This is a genomic window from Ruegeria sp. HKCCA5929, from assembly GCF_013034525.1.
Taxonomy (GTDB): domain Bacteria; phylum Pseudomonadota; class Alphaproteobacteria; order Rhodobacterales; family Rhodobacteraceae; genus Ruegeria.
Genome location: NZ_WQGE01000002.1, coordinates 237,865 through 254,743 on the forward strand (window position 1 = coordinate 237,865; position 16,879 = coordinate 254,743).

Sequence of the window (16,879 nt, forward strand, 5' to 3'; positions counted from 1 at the left end):
AAATGCCGTCCCAGTTGGCATCAGAACGTATAGTTCAGCCCAAATCTGAGACCGCCGTATTTTGGCGTCGACTTTGTAGAAAAACCTGAACTGAACTGGACGGTCTTCGAGTCGAACTGGACGTATTCATATTCACCGGTAATCGACCAATTGTCGGTAAGTTTATGTTCAGCCCCAATGCTGGCAGAGTATCCGTTCCGCCGATCAGTAACCGCGAAATTCTGCGTCGAACCGCCAGATGTGATGCTGTTGGTCGTTTCAATATCACCCCACAAATAGCCGACACTGACGAAATACAGGATTCGGCCGCTGCGGTTGGTCAGACCATTTTTAAACCGGATCGCCAGTACATCGGACACCTCGGTGCCACCTTGAACATCGACGCCGCCAATCTGGGTGCCAACGCTGTCATCAAAGGATCCGAACTGGTACCCGATTTCCAAACCATAAACGTAGTCACGGCCACCTCTGGCAGGCAAGATACCACGCCAGCCGCCACGAATCTCACCGTAAGAACCAGACAGATCCTGTTCGCCGACATCGAACAACCCGGCGGGTGTTCTTAGGCCGAAGCGATCATCGCCCCCCGAGCCATAACCGCCGGCCAATCCCAGATAAAAGGCGCTGACATCGCTGCCGAAACTAGTCGGGCTGATCACTTCAGGCTCGTTCACTGTGCCCTTCAGATCACCTGCAATTGTTGTACTAGCCAGAAGAGTAGCAAGTGACGCTGCGGGAAGTGTTCTGCCAAGTATTGAAATCCTGAAGTTCTTAAGGGTCGTCACTCGTGCCTCCATCACTCCGGTCGCAACACCGGCCAAAAACCGTTTTTTAACGCATAACTTCACGCCCGGAAAAACTTGGCTCTTCTCCGAACATAGTTCCAAGCAATAAATCAAGGGTAAATTTTGGAAACAAACACCAACTATGGTGGCTGACCGGTGGATACTTGCCGATTTACAGCAGCTCTCCGGCCAGCGAATTGGCGCCCGACTCGGTGATCCGAACCTCTTTCAAATCTCCAGTCTCGATCTCGGGGCCTTTGACGTGGACCGAATGAAGATACTCAGACTTTCCGACCATTTGACCGGTCAGGCGTCCCGGCTTTTCGAACAGAACACGCACGGTTCGGCCCACCATGCTATCCTGTATTTCCCGCTGATGCTGGGTGATCAGAGCCTGAAGTCTTTGTAACCGTTCATCCGCCGCCGCAGGGTCAACCTGTGCCCTCTCGGCTGCGGGCGTTCCGGGGCGGGTCGAGTATTTGAACGAATACGCGTAGCCGTATTTGACCTCTTCGACCAAATCCATCGTTGCCTGGAAATCCTCTTCGGTTTCCTCGGGGAACCCGACAATGAAATCGCCAGACATCACAATATCCGGGCGCGCAGCGCGGATTTTTTCGATCAGGCGCAGATAACTTTCCGCCGTGTGGCTGCGGTTCATCCGTTTGAGAATGCGGTCCGAACCCGACTGCACCGGCAGGTGAAGATAAGGCATCAGCTTGTCGCAAGTGCCATGCGCCTCGATCAGGTCATCGGCCATGTCATTGGGGTGCGACGTGGTAAAGCGAATCCGCTCCAGACCGTCGACCTTGTTCAGCTCCCAAATCAGACCTGCCAGAGTCATGTCCCCGTTCGGGCCCGCGCCATGATAGGCATTCACATTCTGCCCCAGCAAAGTGATCTCGCGCACCCCGCGTTCGACCAGATCATGCGCTTCGCGAATAATGCGGTCGGCCGGGCGGCTGACTTCGGCACCACGAGTATAGGGCACAACGCAGAAGGCGCAGAATTTGTCACAGCCTTCCTGAACAGTCAGAAACGCCGTCGGGCCACGCTTGGCCTTGGGGCGGTTTTTTAGCTTCTCAAACTTGTCCTCTTCAGGAAAATCCGTATCCAGCGCCTTTTCACCAGCGCGGGTCTTGGCTTCCATCTCGGGTAAGCGATGATAGCTTTGCGGGCCAACAACCAAATCGACCAGAGGCTGGCGGCGCATGATCTCTTCGCCTTCAGCCTGAGCGACACAGCCTGCAACTCCGATTTTCAGATCCGGTTTCTCGGCCTTCAGACCCTTGAACCGGCCCAGTTCAGAATACACCTTTTCCGCGGCCTTTTCGCGAATATGACAGGTGTTCAGCAGGATCATATCCGCATCATCAGGTGTCTTGGTTTCGACATAGCCCTGCCCGCCCAGTGCCTCGGACATGCGCTCGCTGTCATAGACATTCATCTGACAGCCATAGGTCTTGATAAACAGCTTCTTCGGTTCGGACATGGATCGGGCCTTTGCATTCGCGGGACCGGCGTCATCTATATGCTTCGAACGCCGCTTGCAATGCGGGCGCAATTACCCGAATTTGGCGGGACTTTCCAGCAAGGCAAAACCGAAAACACGCGATGAAGTACGAATCCCCGGACCATTTTCTGAAATCGGGTCAGACTGCATTGGCCAAAGGGCCCATCGCATTGATTTTTGCCGAAGACGAGGTCGAGCTGGACAGCACCGTGCGGCATCACCTGCAGTTGGGGTTCAAGTCGGTGCTTGTGTTCATGCCTCAGGACCTCGCTCTCGACGCGGACCTGGCCGATCACGTGCATCGGATCACACTGAAATGCACGCCCCGATCCGTGGTGTTTGACACCATAAACAGGATTATCCAGGCCGCGCCGGGCGTTTGGATGTATTACTGTTACAACGCTGAATACCTGTTTTTTCCTTTTTGCGAAACGCGCAGCGTCGGTGAAATGCTGTCCTTTCACAGCGAAGAAAGGCGCAATGCCATGCTCAGCTATGTCATTGACCTTTATGCCGATGATCTAAGTACCAATCCCAACGGAGTCGCGCCCGATCACGCCCTCTTCGACAGCACGGGCTACTATGCCCACACCCGCCACGACCCAAGCGGTAAGCCTTTAGATCGGCAGTTGGATATTTCGGGTGGTTTACGCTGGCGGTTTGAAGAACACATTCTATACGAACGCCGCCGGATTGACCGCATCGCCCTGTTCAAATCGCAAAAAGGGCTGATCTTGCAGCGTGACCACACATTCAATGAACCGGAATACAACACCTATTCCTGCCCATGGCATCACAACATGACTGCGGCCGTATGCTCATTTCGGGCGGCAAAAGCCCTGAAGACAAATGCAGGGTCTACTTTTGACATCCCCAGCTTTCGCTGGCGGAACTCAGTGCCGTTTAAATGGCAGTCCCGCCAGTTGCTAGATCTGGGTCTGATCGAATCAGGTCAGTGGTTCTGAGTCGCCTCAGCGCTGCAACAGCATAGGAAACCAGTCCTCGCGCAGGCGCTGACCCGGTGTCATGTCGTGACCGGGAAACGGGGGCGAGGTGCGGCCCGGGCGTTCAACATAGCGTGCATCATCCCCAACCAGGCGCAGCGAGAACGCGCGGCGACGGCTGTCCGACTGGTTGCCTCGCGCGCCATGCAAAGTGCGATAGTTGAACGCCACGGCGTCACCCGGCTCCATTTCGAACTCAACAACCCGCATCCCTTCGGCATCCGGGTCCGGAACTTGAATGTACTGACCTTCATCCGGGAAGAAGCCTTCCTCTGACACCCAACGGGTCGGCAGAACCTCTTTCTCCCACCGATGCGATCCGGCGACACAGCGCAGCGTTGCCTGGCGGACTGGATCAAGCGGAGACCAGAAGCTGATGGTTTGCTGTCCCTCGACGAAGTAATACGGCCCGTCCTGATGCCAGGGGGTGGCCATCGACGTGCCCGGCTCTTTGACCAGCACGTGATCGTGGAACATCTGAACACTTTGCGATTGCATCAGATCGGCGGCCACCTCGGCAGCCGGTGAGTTTTCGATAACTTCGCGGAACTGAGGAATTCGGGTCCAGTTGCAATAGTCGTCGAAAAACCGCCCGGTTTCGCCCGACTTTTTGTTTTCCGAGGCAAAGGGGCCGGGCTCAGCCATATTTGCTGCCACGCCCTCGCGCAGCTGATCCACGTGATCCGCGAACAGTCCCTTGACAAGAACAACACCATCTTGCTGATAAGTGTCGATCATCGCTTGAGATACGAGTGGGTGTGGCATCCGGGTCTCCTTTGGCTTTGCCCCGTTTTGCTTTGAATATGCATTCTGTTCAAATCATATCTTGCGAAGCTATAAATAACCTCATGTTATATATTTCCCTTCGCCAATACGAATATGTCTGCGCGGTTGGACGCCATGGGAGCTTGTCCGCAGCAGCGCAGTATTTGAATGTATCGCAACCGGCCCTGTCCACCGCGCTGACACGGATTGAAGAACATCTTGGGCACCCACTGTTCATTCGCCGCCGGGGTGCGGCCATGGCCCTGACCCCGCAGGGTCGGAGGTTTATTGAACAGGCCGAGGCTTTGCTGAACGCCGCTGCGCGAATCGAAACCTCAGAATCACCCACGCCGGGAATGACGCAATTCACATTGGGCTGCTTCACAGACCTCGCCCCGTTCCTATTGGCCCCTGCCCTGCATCATTTGCGCGTCGCTTTCCCAAATGTCGCGATTTCCTATGTCGCCGCGTCTTTCGAAGGGCTTCTTAACGGCTTGATCGACGGCCAGATCGACATTGCGATCACCTACGATTTGACCATGGACGCCGGGTTTACCCGAACAAAGTTGTTTGACAGCAGGCCAAAGGCGTTGATGCCGCCAGATCATCCGCTTGCGTCAACGGATGGCGTTGCCCTGGCCGACATCGCAGAGCACCCTCTGATCCTGTCGACCGAAGGGCTTTCGGCGCAGCACATCCTGGGTCTGTTTCGCCGCATGGGTCTGCGCCCTACAGTCGCGCACCGGGCAGCGTCGCTGGAAATTCAGCGCAGTCTTGCCGCGCATGGCGAGGGAATCGGAATCAGTTACGCCAGCCCGCCCAGCCCTGTAAGTTATGACAACCGGCGATTGGTCGGCGTTCCGATCACCGACCCGGACGCCGCCGAATCCGTGGTTATGGCACGACACGGCACAGGCCCGGCTGACCCAACAGTCGATCAGGCCGAACGCGTTTTAAAGGAAGGCTTGAAACAGGTTTGACGCCCTATTTCTTGCGCAGCCGGATAACAACGTCGACCGACGCAATCTCAACGCCCTCGGGCGCTTCAGGCAAGCGGTGAATCACAAGCTGATCCGACGGAGCATCACTCAGGCGGGCTTCGTCTTCCCAATAAAAATGGGGGTGATCGTGGGTATTGGTGTCGAAATAGCTTTTCGAACCGTCCACTGTGATTTCCTGCAGAACACCCGCGTCACAAAAGGCGCGAAGGGTGTTGTAAACCGTAGCCAAAGACACAGCGTCCCCGTTTGCCTTGGCAGACTCAAACAGGCTTTCTGCGGTGACATGGCGATGGCGGCCGTCGCCCACAAGAAGCTCAGCCAGCGCCACACGCTGACGCGTAGGTCGCAAGCCGGCGTTTACCAGCCAACCCGTCGCTATTTCATGGCTCTGAGGTGTCATCGATCCGATACCCATAGTTGCTGGTTTATATATAGGGGCGCATAGTTGGCAATTTCAAATGAAATTCATTCGCAAAGTTAGGTGCGTACACAACATGATGTGGGCCACCACTCTTGCAGGACCTTGCAAACGGGTGATAGACGAGGCCAGATGTAAAGACAGACCCCCGGCAGGAAAGGCGGCAGAATGGCCCAGTTCCCTAGCAGTTTTGACAAAGATGATCTGCTCAAATGCGCCCGCGGCGAATTATTCGGCCCCGGCAACGCGCAGTTGCCTGCCCCGCCGATGCTGATGATGGACCGGATCACCGATATCTCAGGCGATGGCGGTGCGCATGGTAAAGGTCATGTTGTGGCCGAGTTCGACATCACGCCTGACCTTTGGTTCTTTGACTGCCATTTCCCGGGCAACCCGATCATGCCCGGTTGTTTGGGTTTGGACGGCCTTTGGCAGTTGACCGGCTTCAATCTGGGCTGGCGCGGCTGGCAGGGACGCGGCTATGCGCTGGGCGTGGGCGAAGTCAAACTTACCGGAATGGTCCGCCCGGATCGCAAGATGCTGACATATTACGTCGACTTCACCAAAGCTGTTCAAACCCGCCGCCTGACTATGGGTGTGGCGGATGGCCGGGTCGAAGCCGACGGCGAAGTAATTTATCAGGTAAAAGATATGAAGGTTGCACTGTCGGAAAGCTAACCCCAGCTATCGGACACGTCACTGAAAACGAAATACAGGAGTACGCTTATGCGTCGCGTCGTCGTCACCGGTCTGGGGGTCGTCTCCTCCATCGGGAACAATGCCGAAGAGGTTCTGGCCTCGCTCAAAGCAGGCAAATCCGGGATCGAGGCCAACGAGCAGATGGTCGAACATGGTTTTCGCAGCCAGATTGCCGGAACGCTCAAGATCGACGTGACCCAGCATGTGGACAAGCGTACTTTGCGCTTTATGGGCCCGGGCGCCGCTTATGCCCACATCGCCATGAGCCAGGCGATTGCAGACGCTGGCCTCACCGAAGAACAGGTTGTGAACCCACGCACCGGTCTGGTCGCTGGTTCGGGCGGCCCGTCTACCAGTGCGATGCTGACGGCACATCAAACCGTTCTGAAAACTGGTGCAACCAAGCGGATTGGGCCGTTTGCAGTGCCGAAATGCATGTGCTCGACGATTTCGGCAAACCTGGCTACAGCGTTTAAGATCAAGGGCATCAACTATTCGATCACTTCGGCCTGCTCGACGTCTCTGCACTGCATCGGCAATGCGGCGGAACAGATCATGTTGGGCAAGCAGGATGTGATGTTTGCTGGCGGCGGCGAAGAACTGGACTGGACGCTCTCGTGCCTGTTTGACGCGATGGGCGCGATGTCCTCGAAATACAACGACACTCCGGACAAAGCCTCGCGCGCGTTTGATGAAAACCGCGATGGGTTTGTGATTTCAGGCGGCGGCGGCATCGTCGTGCTGGAGGATCTAGAGCACGCGCTGGCGCGTGGCGCAAAGATCTACGCCGAGGTCACCGGATACGCGGCAACTTCGGACGGCCATGACATGGTGGCCCCGTCCGGTGAAGGCGGTGAGCGTGCAATGCGTCTGGCGCTTGGCACTCTGCCCGAAGGCCGCAAAGTGGACTACATCAATGCCCACGGCACCTCGACCCCTGTCGGCGACGTGGGGGAGGTTGAAGCCGTGCGCCGCATCTTTGGCGAAGGTAACGTGCCACCTATTTCGTCAACAAAGTCGATGACTGGCCACGCGCAAGGCGCAGCGGGCGCGCTCGAGGCGATCTTCTGCCTGCTGATGTTGGATCATGATTTCATTACGCCGTCGATCAATGTCGACACGCTTGCCGAGGGCATCCAGCCCGGTGAAATTGCGACCGAAGTGGTTGAAAACGCAGGACTGGACAGTGTCATGACCAACAGCTTCGGCTTTGGCGGCACCAACGGGTCCATGATTCTGTCAAAGTATAACGGGTGAAAGTGATGTCGGATCTTCTAAAAGGTAAACGCGGCCTGATTATGGGCGTGGCCAATGACCGCTCAATCGCGTGGGGCATTGCCAAGGCCATGCACGAGGCGGGCGCAGAACTGGCATTCACCTACCAAGGCGAGGCATTCGGCAAACGGCTCGAGCCTTTGGCCCAAAGCCTTGGCAGCGACTTCATGGTCGACGCAGATGTCACCGATGACGATTCGCTGGATCGTGCATTCGGCGAGCTGGCCCAGCGCTGGCCCACCATCGATTTTGTTGTCCATGCCATCGCATATTCGGACAAGTCCGAGCTGACCGGCCGTTTCCTGAATACCACACGGGCAAATTTCAAACATTCAATGGACGTCTCGGCCTATTCCTTCATCGAAGTGGCGCGCCGCGCCTATCCGATGATGAAGGACAATGGCGGCTCGCTGCTGACCCTAACCTATCAAGGATCAAACCGCGTTGTACCGAATTACAACGTCATGGGGGTTGCCAAGGCGGCTCTGGAATCGGCAACGCGCTATCTGGCCAACGACCTTGGCCCTGACGGGATCCGTGTGAACGCTATTTCTCCGGGACCGATGAGAACCCTTGCCGGTGCAGCCATCGGCGGTGCACGCAAGACCTACAAGTTTTGCGACCAGAACGCTCCAATGCGTTCTAATGCGACGTTGGAGGCCGTGGGCGGAACTGCGGTTTACCTCACATCTGATGCGGGCGCATGCACGTCGGGTGAAATCATCCGCGTCGATGGTGGTTTCCACGTTCTTGGGATGCCTCAGCCCGAATCCATGTGACCATATCTTTCCCTGCCGCTGCCAAGATTTCACCATCTTTAGGCGGCAGGAATTCGATATGAGCAAGCTAGATCAAATCATTGCGAATAACGCACGTGCGACGCAAACCCGGAAGAAAACCGGTTTTCTCAGCCAACGGGCCAGAGTTCTGCTGCTATCGCTGACATGTCTTTTGGTCGCGTTTGTCTTTTTCACGCAACCGCAGGTGCGCATAGCACTTGAAACACTGATCGGATAATTGCCGGACCGGAATACCGGCCCGAACCATGCGTCAGTTTATTGACATCACCTCGATATCGAAAATCAAATCCTGACCAGCCAGCGGGTGATTGGCGTCCAAAGTTACAGTCGCTTCATTCGCACCGACCACGGTGACTGGTACAGCTTGACCATCCGGTGACTGCATTTGCAATTGCGTTCCAGGCTCAAGCGGGATGTCATCGGGAATGCCTTCGCGAGGAATTTCCTGACGCATCGCCGGATTAATGGGGCCATAGGCATCCACACAGGCAATCTCGACCCGCTTTTTGTCCCCCACGGACAGGCCGGGCATAGCACTGTCTAAGCCGGGAATAATCTGGCCAGACCCGACCACAAACTCCAAAGGATCGCGCCCCTCTGAGCTGTCAAAGGTTTGGCCGTCCAGCAGCGTCCCGGTGTAGTGGATGCGAACCGTGTCGCCTTGTTTGATTTCGGTCATCGTGGCCTCCGGCCGTTTTACAGGATTGAGCGGCCAACCCTAGAGCCTGACACAATGTTGTAAACCCTTGGCTCTTTCACCCCCCTCGTTGTTGTGCCAACCTGCGCGCGATCAGAGGAGGATCACATGCCGATCACCACCTGTGTCTTCGATGCTTACGGAACACTTTTTGATGTTGCGGCTGCTGCGCGCCAGGCTGCCGACGAACCAGGATTTGAAGCCCTCAAGGACAAATGGCCAACAGTCGCGGGGCATTGGCGCCTGAAGCAATTGCAATATACCTGGCTGCGCGCAGTGGCGGATGCCCATGCCGATTTTTGGGATGTCACTCAGGACGGGCTGGATTGGGCGCTGGACGCCGCTGAACTGCAAGGCGACCAGAAACTACGCCAACGTCTGCTTGATCTTTATTGGGAGTTGCAAGCCTACCCCGAAGTTCCCGACATGTTGAAAGCCCTCAAGGCAGGCGGGTTGCAAACGGCGATCCTGTCCAACGGTTCGCCCCCCATGCTGGACGGCGCTGTGCAGTCTGCGGGAATCGGCGATGTGCTGGACGATGTTCTGTCGGTTGAGAGTGTAGGTGTCTTCAAACCCCATGCCCGCGTGTATGATCTGGTCCAGAAACGGTTTGACTGCGCCCGTGACGAGGTGTTGTTCGTCAGCTCAAACGGTTGGGATGCGGCAGGTGCCAGCGGGTACGGTTTCGTCACTGCGTGGGTCAACCGGATCGGTGAACCGATGGACCGCCTGCCCTGGACACCAGCCCATGTGCTGTCCGATTTAACCACAATCCCAAAACTCGCAGGGCTTTGATGTCAAACTTCACAACCACGGACGGCAAGCGCATCTACTTTGAGGAAACGGGCACGGGCACGCCGCTTTTGTGTCTGGCCGGACTGACCCGAAACAGCCGCGACTTTTCATTTTTTTCCCCTCATGCCGCTGACCTGCGCATGATTGCGATGGATTACAGAGGGCGTGGCCGGTCGGACTATGATCCCGATTTCATGAACTACAACATCTTTCGTGAATCGCATGACGCGATCGAACTGCTGGATGTACTGGGGATCGAGAAGACTTTCGTTCTGGGAACCTCGCGGGGTGGTCTGATCGCCATGGCCCTGGCCGCAAGCCATCCCGAGCGGCTGGCCGGGGTGATCCTGAACGATGTTGGACCTGTCATTGAAACTTCCGGTATTGCCAAGATCATGGCCTATGTCGGCACGCAACCGACTGCGCAAACCTATGATGAGGCCGCTCTGACACTGAAACAGGTAATGGAGCCTCAATTCCCCGGCGTTTCCCTGGAAACCTGGCGCATGCAGGCCGAAATTCAGTACGAAAAACACGAGGATGGGTTGGCGCTACGCTACGATCCGGCACTGCGAAAGGCACTGATCGAACAGGCTGCAAGCGGGGCGACACCTGATCTGTGGATGTTCTTTGAAGCCCTGCGGGACATTCCGACTGGTGTTATCCGGGGGGCGAATTCCGATGTTCTGAGTGCCGACACAGTTGCCGAAATGCACTACCGCCATCCAGGCTTGATCTCAACCGAAGTTCCCGATCGTGGGCATGTTCCGTTTCTGAACGAACCCCAGTCTTTGGATCTCATACAAAAGGTATTGAAGAACACCGCATGAGCACAATCGAGATGATCGAAGCCGCAGCAGAACGGCTGAACGGACACATCCGAAAGACACCGATCCTGTCTTCTCCATTTCTCGACAATCTCGCCGGACGTCGGATTTTGGTCAAACCGGAATGTCTGCAACATACCGGCAGTTTCAAGTTTCGCGGGGCCTGGTCCGCGATTTCGGCACTGGAAGAAGCCGAACGTCAGCGCGGTGTGATTGCGTATTCCTCGGGCAACCACGCACAAGGCGTTGCAATGGCGGCATCAAAGCACGGCATTTCTTCGGTTATCGTTATGCCGTCGGACGCCCCTCAGTTGAAGATCGAAAACACCCGCGCGCTTGGGGCCGAAGTTGTTCTGTATGACCGTGCGAATGAAAAGCGCGAAGAAATTGGCGAAGCCATCGCAGCCGAGCGCGGACTGACCCTGATCCGACCTTATGACGAACCGCTGGTTATTGCAGGCCAAGGCACCACCGGCCTTGAAATCGCCGGTCAGGCAGCGGATCTGGGCGTCACTCAGGCAGACGTGCTGGTCTGTTGCGGCGGGGGCGGCCTGACCTCGGGCATCGCTCTGGCCCTGGAAAAACATGCGCCGAACCTGCGCGCGCGCCCTTGTGAGCCAGAGGGGTTCGATGACGTCAAACGCTCGCTGGCCTCAGGGCAGATTGAAAACAACAACGCAGCTTCAGGTAACATCTGCGACGCCATTCTGACGCCACAACCCGGAGACATCACGTTTCCGATTCTCAACCGCCTGTGCGGTCCGGGCTTGTCCGTCACCGAAGAAGAAGCCTTGCGCGCCATGGCGCTTGCCTTCCTGCGTCTCAAGATCGTACTGGAACCCGGCGGCGCGGTGGCCCTGGCCTCGGCCCTGTTCCGGGGCGACCAGATCGAAGGCGATGACGTGATCGTTGTTGCATCTGGCGGCAATGTCGATCCGGCAGTATTTTCCAGGGCGTTGGAATTCCTGACCTGACAGGGCTGCACTAGATGTGCATGTTGCACCCCAAAAGGTCATGGCGACAAGGAAGCCAGTCATGAAGATCGTTGATCTGGGCGACGTGAAACTGAATTACCGCATCGACGGCCCAACAGACGGTGCGCCCTTGGTCTTTGCCAATTCCTTGGGAACCGACCTGCACCTGTGGGATGCGGTGTTGCCGCATTTGCCAAAAGGGCTGCGCATCATCCGATACGACAAACGTGGTCACGGGCAATCCTCGGTGCCGACCGCGCCGTACTCGATGGGCGCATTGATACGCGATGCAGAGGCGTTGTTAGATCACCTACAGGTCCGCGGCTGTGTTTTCGTGGGCTTGTCCATAGGCGGGATGATTGCCCAAGGTCTTGCCGTCAAGCGCATGGATCAGGTCCGGGCATTGGTTCTTTCGAATACTGCCGCCAAAATCGCCACTCCTTCGGTGTGGCAGGATCGGATTGAGGCCGTGCGCAAGGGCGGGATCGAAGCATTGGCCGACGCAACGATGGAGCGTTGGTTTTCGCGTGATTTCCGCGCCGCACAAAACCACCTGCCATGGCGCGACATGATGGTGGGCCAACCGGCTGAAGGGTATCTGGGCTGCTGCTCGGCCATTGCAGGCACCGATTTCTATACCCCAACGAGTGGGCTGCGCCTGCCGACCTTGGGCATTGCAGGCAGCGAAGACGGATCAACACCCCCCGATCTGGTGCGAGAGACCGTCGATCTGATCCCAGGGTCCCGGTTCCAGCTGATGCGTCGGGCCGGGCATTTGCCCTGCGTTGAAAAACCAGCGGAATATGCAGAAATCCTGACTGGTTTTCTGAACGAAATCGGACATATCTGAAGGAGAACGGCAATGGCGTCTTTCCTGTTGGTCCACGGCTCTTGCCACGGCGCATGGTGCTGGCGCGACCTGATCCCCGCGCTTGAAGCTCTGGGGCATTCTGCCAAAGCCATCGACATGCCCAGCCATGGCGCTGACCCCACGCCCGTAGCCGAGGTCACGCTGGACAGTTGCCGCGACGCCGTGCTGCACGCCAGCACATCAGATACAATCATCGTTGGCCATTCTTGGGGCGGCTACCCGATCAGCGCCGCCGCCGAAGCGCAACCCGATACCATGCGCGCGCTGATCTATCTGTGCGCTTATGTACCCAAAGACGGTCTTTCCATGGCCGAGATGCGCAGGCTTGGCCCCAGGCAAACTATTGCACACGCGGTTGAGAAATCCCCGGATGGGCTGTCATACACCGTGTCTGCCGAAGCTATTCCCCAGCTATTCTACCATGACTGCCCCGACAATATCCTGCCTTACGCCTATGCACGCCTGTGCCCTCAGGCCATTCGCCCGCAAGAAACGCCCCTTCCGACAGGTGCGAAATTCGACACTGTGCCCAAGGCGTATATCCGCACCACGGACGATCACACGGTACCAACCGAATACCAAGCAACGATGAGCGCCCTTATCCCCGAAGAAATGCGCCGCACCATCGACAGTTCGCATTCCCCGTTCTTCTCGCACCCGCGCGAGCTTGCGCAAATCCTGTCAGAACTGGCGGACAAACTGCCCTGACCTGTCGCAACGGCAGTTCGACCCGCAATCAACTCTCGCTTTTCTCGGTTACAATCTGTGCTTAGGGTGCGTTGAACAGATCACTTGCCGGGTCCTATGCGTCTGCCGTTTTTCTTCGTCCTCTGCATCGTCATGATCGACGCCATGGGCATCGGTCTGGTGATGCCGATCATGCCGGAACTGATCGTCGAGGTTCAGGGCGGCTCGCTCGCCAATGCAGCGATCTGGGGCGGCGTCCTAAGCACTGCCTTCGCCGCGATGCAGTTTATCTTTGGGCCCATACTTGGAAACCTGTCAGACGCGTACGGACGCAGAACCGTCCTGCTGGTGTCCCTGTTTGTCATGGCGCTGGATTATGTTGTCATGGCTGTTGCGGGCAGCATTTGGTTGTTGCTGATAGGGCGTATCGTAGGCGGTATAACTGCAGCGACCCACGCTACCGCTGCGGCCTTTATGGCAGATGTGTCCGACCCCAAAGACAAGGCCGCTAACTTTGGCCTGCTGGGGGCCGCCTTTGGCATGGGCTTCGTCCTTGGGCCTGTGATTGGTGGATTGCTCAGTGAATATGGCACGCGCGCACCGTTTTGGGCCGCTGCCGGGTTGGCAGCGCTGACCTTTTGCATAGGCTATTTCGTTATGCCAGAGACCGTGACCGACAAGACCCGACGCGCCTTTAGCCTGAAACGCGCAAACCCTCTCAATTCGCTGAACGCCATCGCATCTTTGCCCGGTATCCGACCGTTGCTTTGGGTGTATTTCCTGTATTCAGTGTCCATCTACGTCTACCCCGCTATCTGGTCTTATTTCACGACCGAGCGATTCGGATGGTCCCCACAGATGATTGGCCTGTCCTTGGGTGTCTACGGCATAGGCATGGCCATTGTGCAGGGCGGATTGATCCGGCCTGCCATCCGGTTTCTGGGCGAAAGAGGTACAATCGTCTACGGAATGGGTTTTGAGATCATCAGCTTCGCATTTCTGGCCTTCCTGACCAACGGCTTCATCGCGCTGCTTCTCATTCCAATAACGGCCATCGGGGCGGTCATCACACCTGCTCTTCAGGCCATGATGTCCAAGGCCACGCCAGATTCGCAGCAAGGCGAATTGCAAGGTGTTCTGACCGCACTACACGCGTTGTCGATGGTGATCTCACCTTTGCTGATGACATCGATTTTTGCGCAGTTCATTCGGCCCGACACGCCGCTCTACCTGCCTGGCGCACCTTTCCTGCTGGCACTTGTGCTCATGCTGGCGGGTTTCCTTTTGTTCCGCAGATCCAGCCCTGTCGTGGCGTAACAACGACACGCAAATGGCGGTTTCTGCCTTGCGAGTTGCCGTTTCCCGGGCCACCGTGAACGCAACGGGAGAGAGAGATAACATGCAAACAATCAAAGCCGCAGTCTGCCGGGCATTTGGCGAACCTTTGGTGATCGAAGAGGTTCAACTCGCAGCCCCCAGCACGGGCGAAGTCGAGGTTACGCTGGAAGCCGTAGCTATCTGCCACTCGGACATATCCTACGCCGATGGCGCGTGGGGCGGATTCCTACCGGCCGTTTACGGTCACGAGGCCGCAGGCGTGATCAGCGCCGTTGGTGATGCCGCTGGGGGCTTCAAAGTCGGCGACCCTGTGGTTGTCACGCTGATCCGTGCCTGTGGAACGTGCCCCAGCTGTGCGGGCGGAAAACCAACAATCTGCGAAACCCCATACGATACGGTAAAAGGCCCGTTGAAGACCGGTGATGGCGGTCCACTCGAACAGGCCATGGCGTGCGGCGCCTTTGCTGAAAAAGTTGTGGTGAGCCACCGCCAAATCGTCAAAATCCCCGAAACCCTGCCCAAGGATCTGGCTAGCCTGCTCTCATGCGGGGTCATCACCGGAGTCGGTGCTGCGGTCAATGCCGCTGGTCTACGCCCCGGCCAAGACGTTGTGGTCATTGGTGCGGGCGGCGTTGGCCTGAACGCCATTCAAGGCGCGCGGATTGCCGGCGCGCGGCGGATCGTGGCCGTGGACATGACCGAAGAAAAGCTTGAGATCGCAAAGGAATTCGGCGCGACCCACGGCGTGTTAGCCAGTTTGGACCAGCCGTGGAAAGCCGCTTACAAGGCGTTAGGCGGGCGTGGTGCGGATGCGGTTCTGATCACGGTTGGCGCGATCCCTGCTTACGATCAGGCGCCACGCTATCTTGGCCTTGGCGGCAAGGCGATCATGATCGGGATGCCGCATTCAGGTGACATGGCCAGTTATGAACCCGTTGTTCTGGCGGCGCTGGGTCAGGGCGTTGTTGGGTCGAAGATGGGCGATGTGGTGATCCAGCGGGACATTCCGTGGATGGTGGACCTTTATCAACAAGGGCGGCTGAAGCTGGATGAGTTGATCTCGGGCCGCTGGTCTTTGGATCAGATCAACGAGGCTATTGCCGACACCAAAACCGGATCGGCCAAGCGCAATGTGATCCTGTTCGACAGGACCTGACCCTCCGAAAGGATTTGGGATGAAACTACAGAATCTCGACGTTATCGTCACCGCCCCGCCTGCGCCGGGCTGGGGTGGGCGCTATTGGATACTGGTCAAGGTGACGACAGACACTGGCATCACCGGCTGGGGCGAATGCTATGCCTCCTCCGTCGGACCAGAGGCGATGCGTCATGTCATTCAGGACGTGTTCGAGCGGCACATGCAGGGTGAAAACCCGGAAAACATCGAACTGATGTTCCGCCGCGCCTATTCCAGCGGCTTCACCCAGCGACCGGACTTGACCGTGATGGGCGCGTTTTCGGGGTTGGAGATCGCCTGCTGGGATATTCTGGGCAAGGACCGAGACCGCCCGGTTTACGCTTTGCTGGGTGGAAAGATGAACAACCGGATCAGGGCCTATACGTATCTTTACCCCCTGCCCCAGCATAATCTGACTGATTTCTGGATATCTGCTGAGCAAGCTGGCGAAACGGCGGCTGAAATGGTGCAGCGTGGTTATACTGCCGTCAAATTCGACCCGGCGGGCCCCTATACGATCCGGGGCGGCCACATGCCCGCCATGAGCGATATTTCCATGTCAGTTGCCTTCTGCAAGGCGATCCGCGAAGCCGTGGGCGACAAGGCCGATCTGCTGTTCGGCACGCATGGTCAATTCAACACCGCCGGGGCCATTCGGCTGGGGCAAGCGTTGGAGCCTTATCAACCGCTTTGGTTCGAAGAACCCACGCCGCCAGACATGATCGAAGACATGGCCCGCGTCGCCCGCAATGTCCGCATCCCCGTCGCCACCGGCGAACGCATGACAACCAAGGCCGAATTCGGCGCCGTTTTGCGCGCCGGGGCCGCGGAAATTCTGCAACCGGCGTTAGGACGCGCGGGCGGGATCTGGGAGATGAAGAAAGTTGCCGCAATGGCTGAGGTCTTCAACGCACAGATGGCACCGCATCTTTATGCGGGTCCGGTGGAATGGGCCGCCAATGTCCATCTGGCCGCGTCGATCCCTAATTTGCTGTTGCTGGAAAGCATCGAAACACCGTTTCACGATCAACTGATCAAAGGGTCTCTTCGGGTTGAGGACGGGTTCGTGACCGCGCCAACAGCGCCGGGCATTGGAATTGATGTCGACGAAACACTGGCCCGCGCGCATCCCTATGAGGGCCGCGACCTACATCTGCAAATGCAGGAAGAGCCCTGCGATTACGTCAATGGCAACGCTTTTCAAGGCGGCGCACCGGCAACCGAGGGGTGACAACACCAGCGTGTTTGAGGCA

The 16,879-nt window shown here is 57.3% G+C and carries 19 protein-coding genes; 14 read left to right on the top strand and 5 right to left on the bottom strand.

The features are described from left to right. Window positions 1-20: 20 nt before the first annotated feature. Both GOV90_RS05925 and miaB read right to left on the bottom strand, forming a co-directional pair. A complete protein-coding gene (locus tag GOV90_RS05925) occupies window positions 21-785 on the bottom strand; it encodes an outer membrane beta-barrel protein (protein ID WP_256367900.1) in 765 nt (254 codons plus the stop codon). Window positions 786-957: 172 nt separating this feature from the next. Further along, a complete protein-coding gene (gene miaB / locus GOV90_RS05930) occupies window positions 958-2,277 on the bottom strand; it encodes a tRNA (N6-isopentenyl adenosine(37)-C2)-methylthiotransferase MiaB (RefSeq protein WP_171094354.1) in 1,320 nt (439 codons plus the stop codon). A 122-nt stretch (window positions 2,278-2,399) separates the two neighbouring features. On the opposite strand from miaB, the gene GOV90_RS05935 reads away from it, so the two are divergent. Further along, window positions 2,400-3,263: a glycosyltransferase family 2 protein gene (locus GOV90_RS05935; RefSeq protein WP_171094356.1), complete on the top strand. Its 864-nt coding sequence runs from the start codon at window positions 2,400-2,402 to the stop codon at window positions 3,261-3,263. 6 nt (window positions 3,264-3,269) lie between these two features. On the opposite strand, the gene GOV90_RS05940 is transcribed toward GOV90_RS05935, so the two are convergent. Further along, the gene (locus tag GOV90_RS05940; protein WP_171094358.1) at window positions 3,270-4,067 is read right to left on the bottom strand and encodes a phytanoyl-CoA dioxygenase family protein; all 798 of its coding nucleotides are present in this window, start codon (window positions 4,065-4,067) and stop codon (window positions 3,270-3,272) included. Between the two features lie 83 nt (window positions 4,068-4,150). On the opposite strand from GOV90_RS05940, the gene GOV90_RS05945 reads away from it, so the two are divergent. Next, a complete protein-coding gene (locus tag GOV90_RS05945; RefSeq protein ID WP_171094360.1) occupies window positions 4,151-5,047 on the top strand; it encodes a LysR family transcriptional regulator in 897 nt (298 codons plus the stop codon). A gap of 4 nt (window positions 5,048-5,051) precedes the next feature. On the opposite strand, the gene irrA is transcribed toward GOV90_RS05945, so the two are convergent. After that, window positions 5,052-5,468: an iron response transcriptional regulator IrrA gene (gene irrA, locus GOV90_RS05950; protein WP_171094485.1), complete on the bottom strand. Its 417-nt coding sequence runs from the start codon at window positions 5,466-5,468 to the stop codon at window positions 5,052-5,054. 186 nt (window positions 5,469-5,654) lie between these two features. On the opposite strand from irrA, the gene fabA reads away from it, so the two are divergent. Genes fabA through GOV90_RS05970 form a run of 4 tightly spaced genes read left to right on the top strand, consistent with a single transcriptional unit; the run spans window position 5,655 to window position 8,477 of the window. Then, window positions 5,655-6,164, top strand: a complete 510-nt coding sequence (gene fabA, locus GOV90_RS05955; RefSeq protein ID WP_093964585.1) for a bifunctional 3-hydroxydecanoyl-ACP dehydratase/trans-2-decenoyl-ACP isomerase — start codon at window positions 5,655-5,657, stop codon at window positions 6,162-6,164. Between the two features lie 48 nt (window positions 6,165-6,212). Beyond that, the gene (gene fabB / locus GOV90_RS05960) at window positions 6,213-7,442 is read left to right on the top strand and encodes a beta-ketoacyl-ACP synthase I (RefSeq protein WP_171094362.1); all 1,230 of its coding nucleotides are present in this window, start codon (window positions 6,213-6,215) and stop codon (window positions 7,440-7,442) included. A gap of 5 nt (window positions 7,443-7,447) precedes the next feature. Beyond that, window positions 7,448-8,239 carry an enoyl-ACP reductase gene (locus tag GOV90_RS05965; RefSeq protein WP_171094364.1) on the top strand — a complete coding sequence of 264 codons (792 nt, stop codon included), beginning with the start codon at window positions 7,448-7,450 and terminating at the stop codon, window positions 8,237-8,239. A 58-nt stretch (window positions 8,240-8,297) separates the two neighbouring features. Further along, window positions 8,298-8,477 (top strand): hypothetical protein, encoded by a 180-nt coding sequence (locus GOV90_RS05970; RefSeq protein ID WP_171094367.1) that lies wholly within the window; start codon window positions 8,298-8,300, stop codon window positions 8,475-8,477. 33 nt (window positions 8,478-8,510) lie between these two features. Here the strand turns inward: GOV90_RS05970 and GOV90_RS05975 are convergent, their stop codons facing one another. Next, entirely contained in the window at window positions 8,511-8,939 is a 429-nt protein-coding gene (locus tag GOV90_RS05975) for a peptidylprolyl isomerase (protein WP_171094369.1), read from the bottom strand. Window positions 8,940-9,065: 126 nt separating this feature from the next. On the opposite strand from GOV90_RS05975, the gene GOV90_RS05980 reads away from it, so the two are divergent. From GOV90_RS05980 to GOV90_RS06015, 8 genes are all read left to right on the top strand, one after another. Beyond that, the gene (locus GOV90_RS05980; RefSeq protein ID WP_171094371.1) at window positions 9,066-9,752 is read left to right on the top strand and encodes a haloacid dehalogenase type II; all 687 of its coding nucleotides are present in this window, start codon (window positions 9,066-9,068) and stop codon (window positions 9,750-9,752) included. Further along, the gene (locus tag GOV90_RS05985) at window positions 9,752-10,582 is read left to right on the top strand and encodes an alpha/beta fold hydrolase (protein WP_171094372.1); all 831 of its coding nucleotides are present in this window, start codon (window positions 9,752-9,754) and stop codon (window positions 10,580-10,582) included. Before GOV90_RS05980 ends, GOV90_RS05985 begins: the two co-directional genes overlap by 1 nt. Next, window positions 10,579-11,553: a threonine/serine dehydratase gene (locus GOV90_RS05990; RefSeq protein WP_171094373.1), complete on the top strand. Its 975-nt coding sequence runs from the start codon at window positions 10,579-10,581 to the stop codon at window positions 11,551-11,553. Before GOV90_RS05985 ends, GOV90_RS05990 begins: the two co-directional genes overlap by 4 nt. 61 nt (window positions 11,554-11,614) lie before the next feature. Then, window positions 11,615-12,403, top strand: a complete 789-nt coding sequence (gene pcaD / locus GOV90_RS05995) for a 3-oxoadipate enol-lactonase (RefSeq protein WP_171094375.1) — start codon at window positions 11,615-11,617, stop codon at window positions 12,401-12,403. 12 nt (window positions 12,404-12,415) lie between these two features. Beyond that, a complete protein-coding gene (locus tag GOV90_RS06000; RefSeq protein ID WP_171094377.1) occupies window positions 12,416-13,132 on the top strand; it encodes an alpha/beta fold hydrolase in 717 nt (238 codons plus the stop codon). Between the two features lie 96 nt (window positions 13,133-13,228). After that, window positions 13,229-14,428, top strand: coding sequence for a TCR/Tet family MFS transporter (locus tag GOV90_RS06005; RefSeq protein ID WP_171094380.1), 1,200 nt, complete (start codon window positions 13,229-13,231; stop codon window positions 14,426-14,428). Window positions 14,429-14,510: 82 nt separating this feature from the next. Beyond that, window positions 14,511-15,605 carry a Zn-dependent alcohol dehydrogenase gene (locus GOV90_RS06010; protein WP_171094382.1) on the top strand — a complete coding sequence of 365 codons (1,095 nt, stop codon included), beginning with the start codon at window positions 14,511-14,513 and terminating at the stop codon, window positions 15,603-15,605. Between the two features lie 19 nt (window positions 15,606-15,624). Continuing rightward, the gene (locus GOV90_RS06015; protein WP_171094384.1) at window positions 15,625-16,857 is read left to right on the top strand and encodes a mandelate racemase/muconate lactonizing enzyme family protein; all 1,233 of its coding nucleotides are present in this window, start codon (window positions 15,625-15,627) and stop codon (window positions 16,855-16,857) included. The last annotated feature ends 22 nt before the right edge of the window (window positions 16,858-16,879 follow it).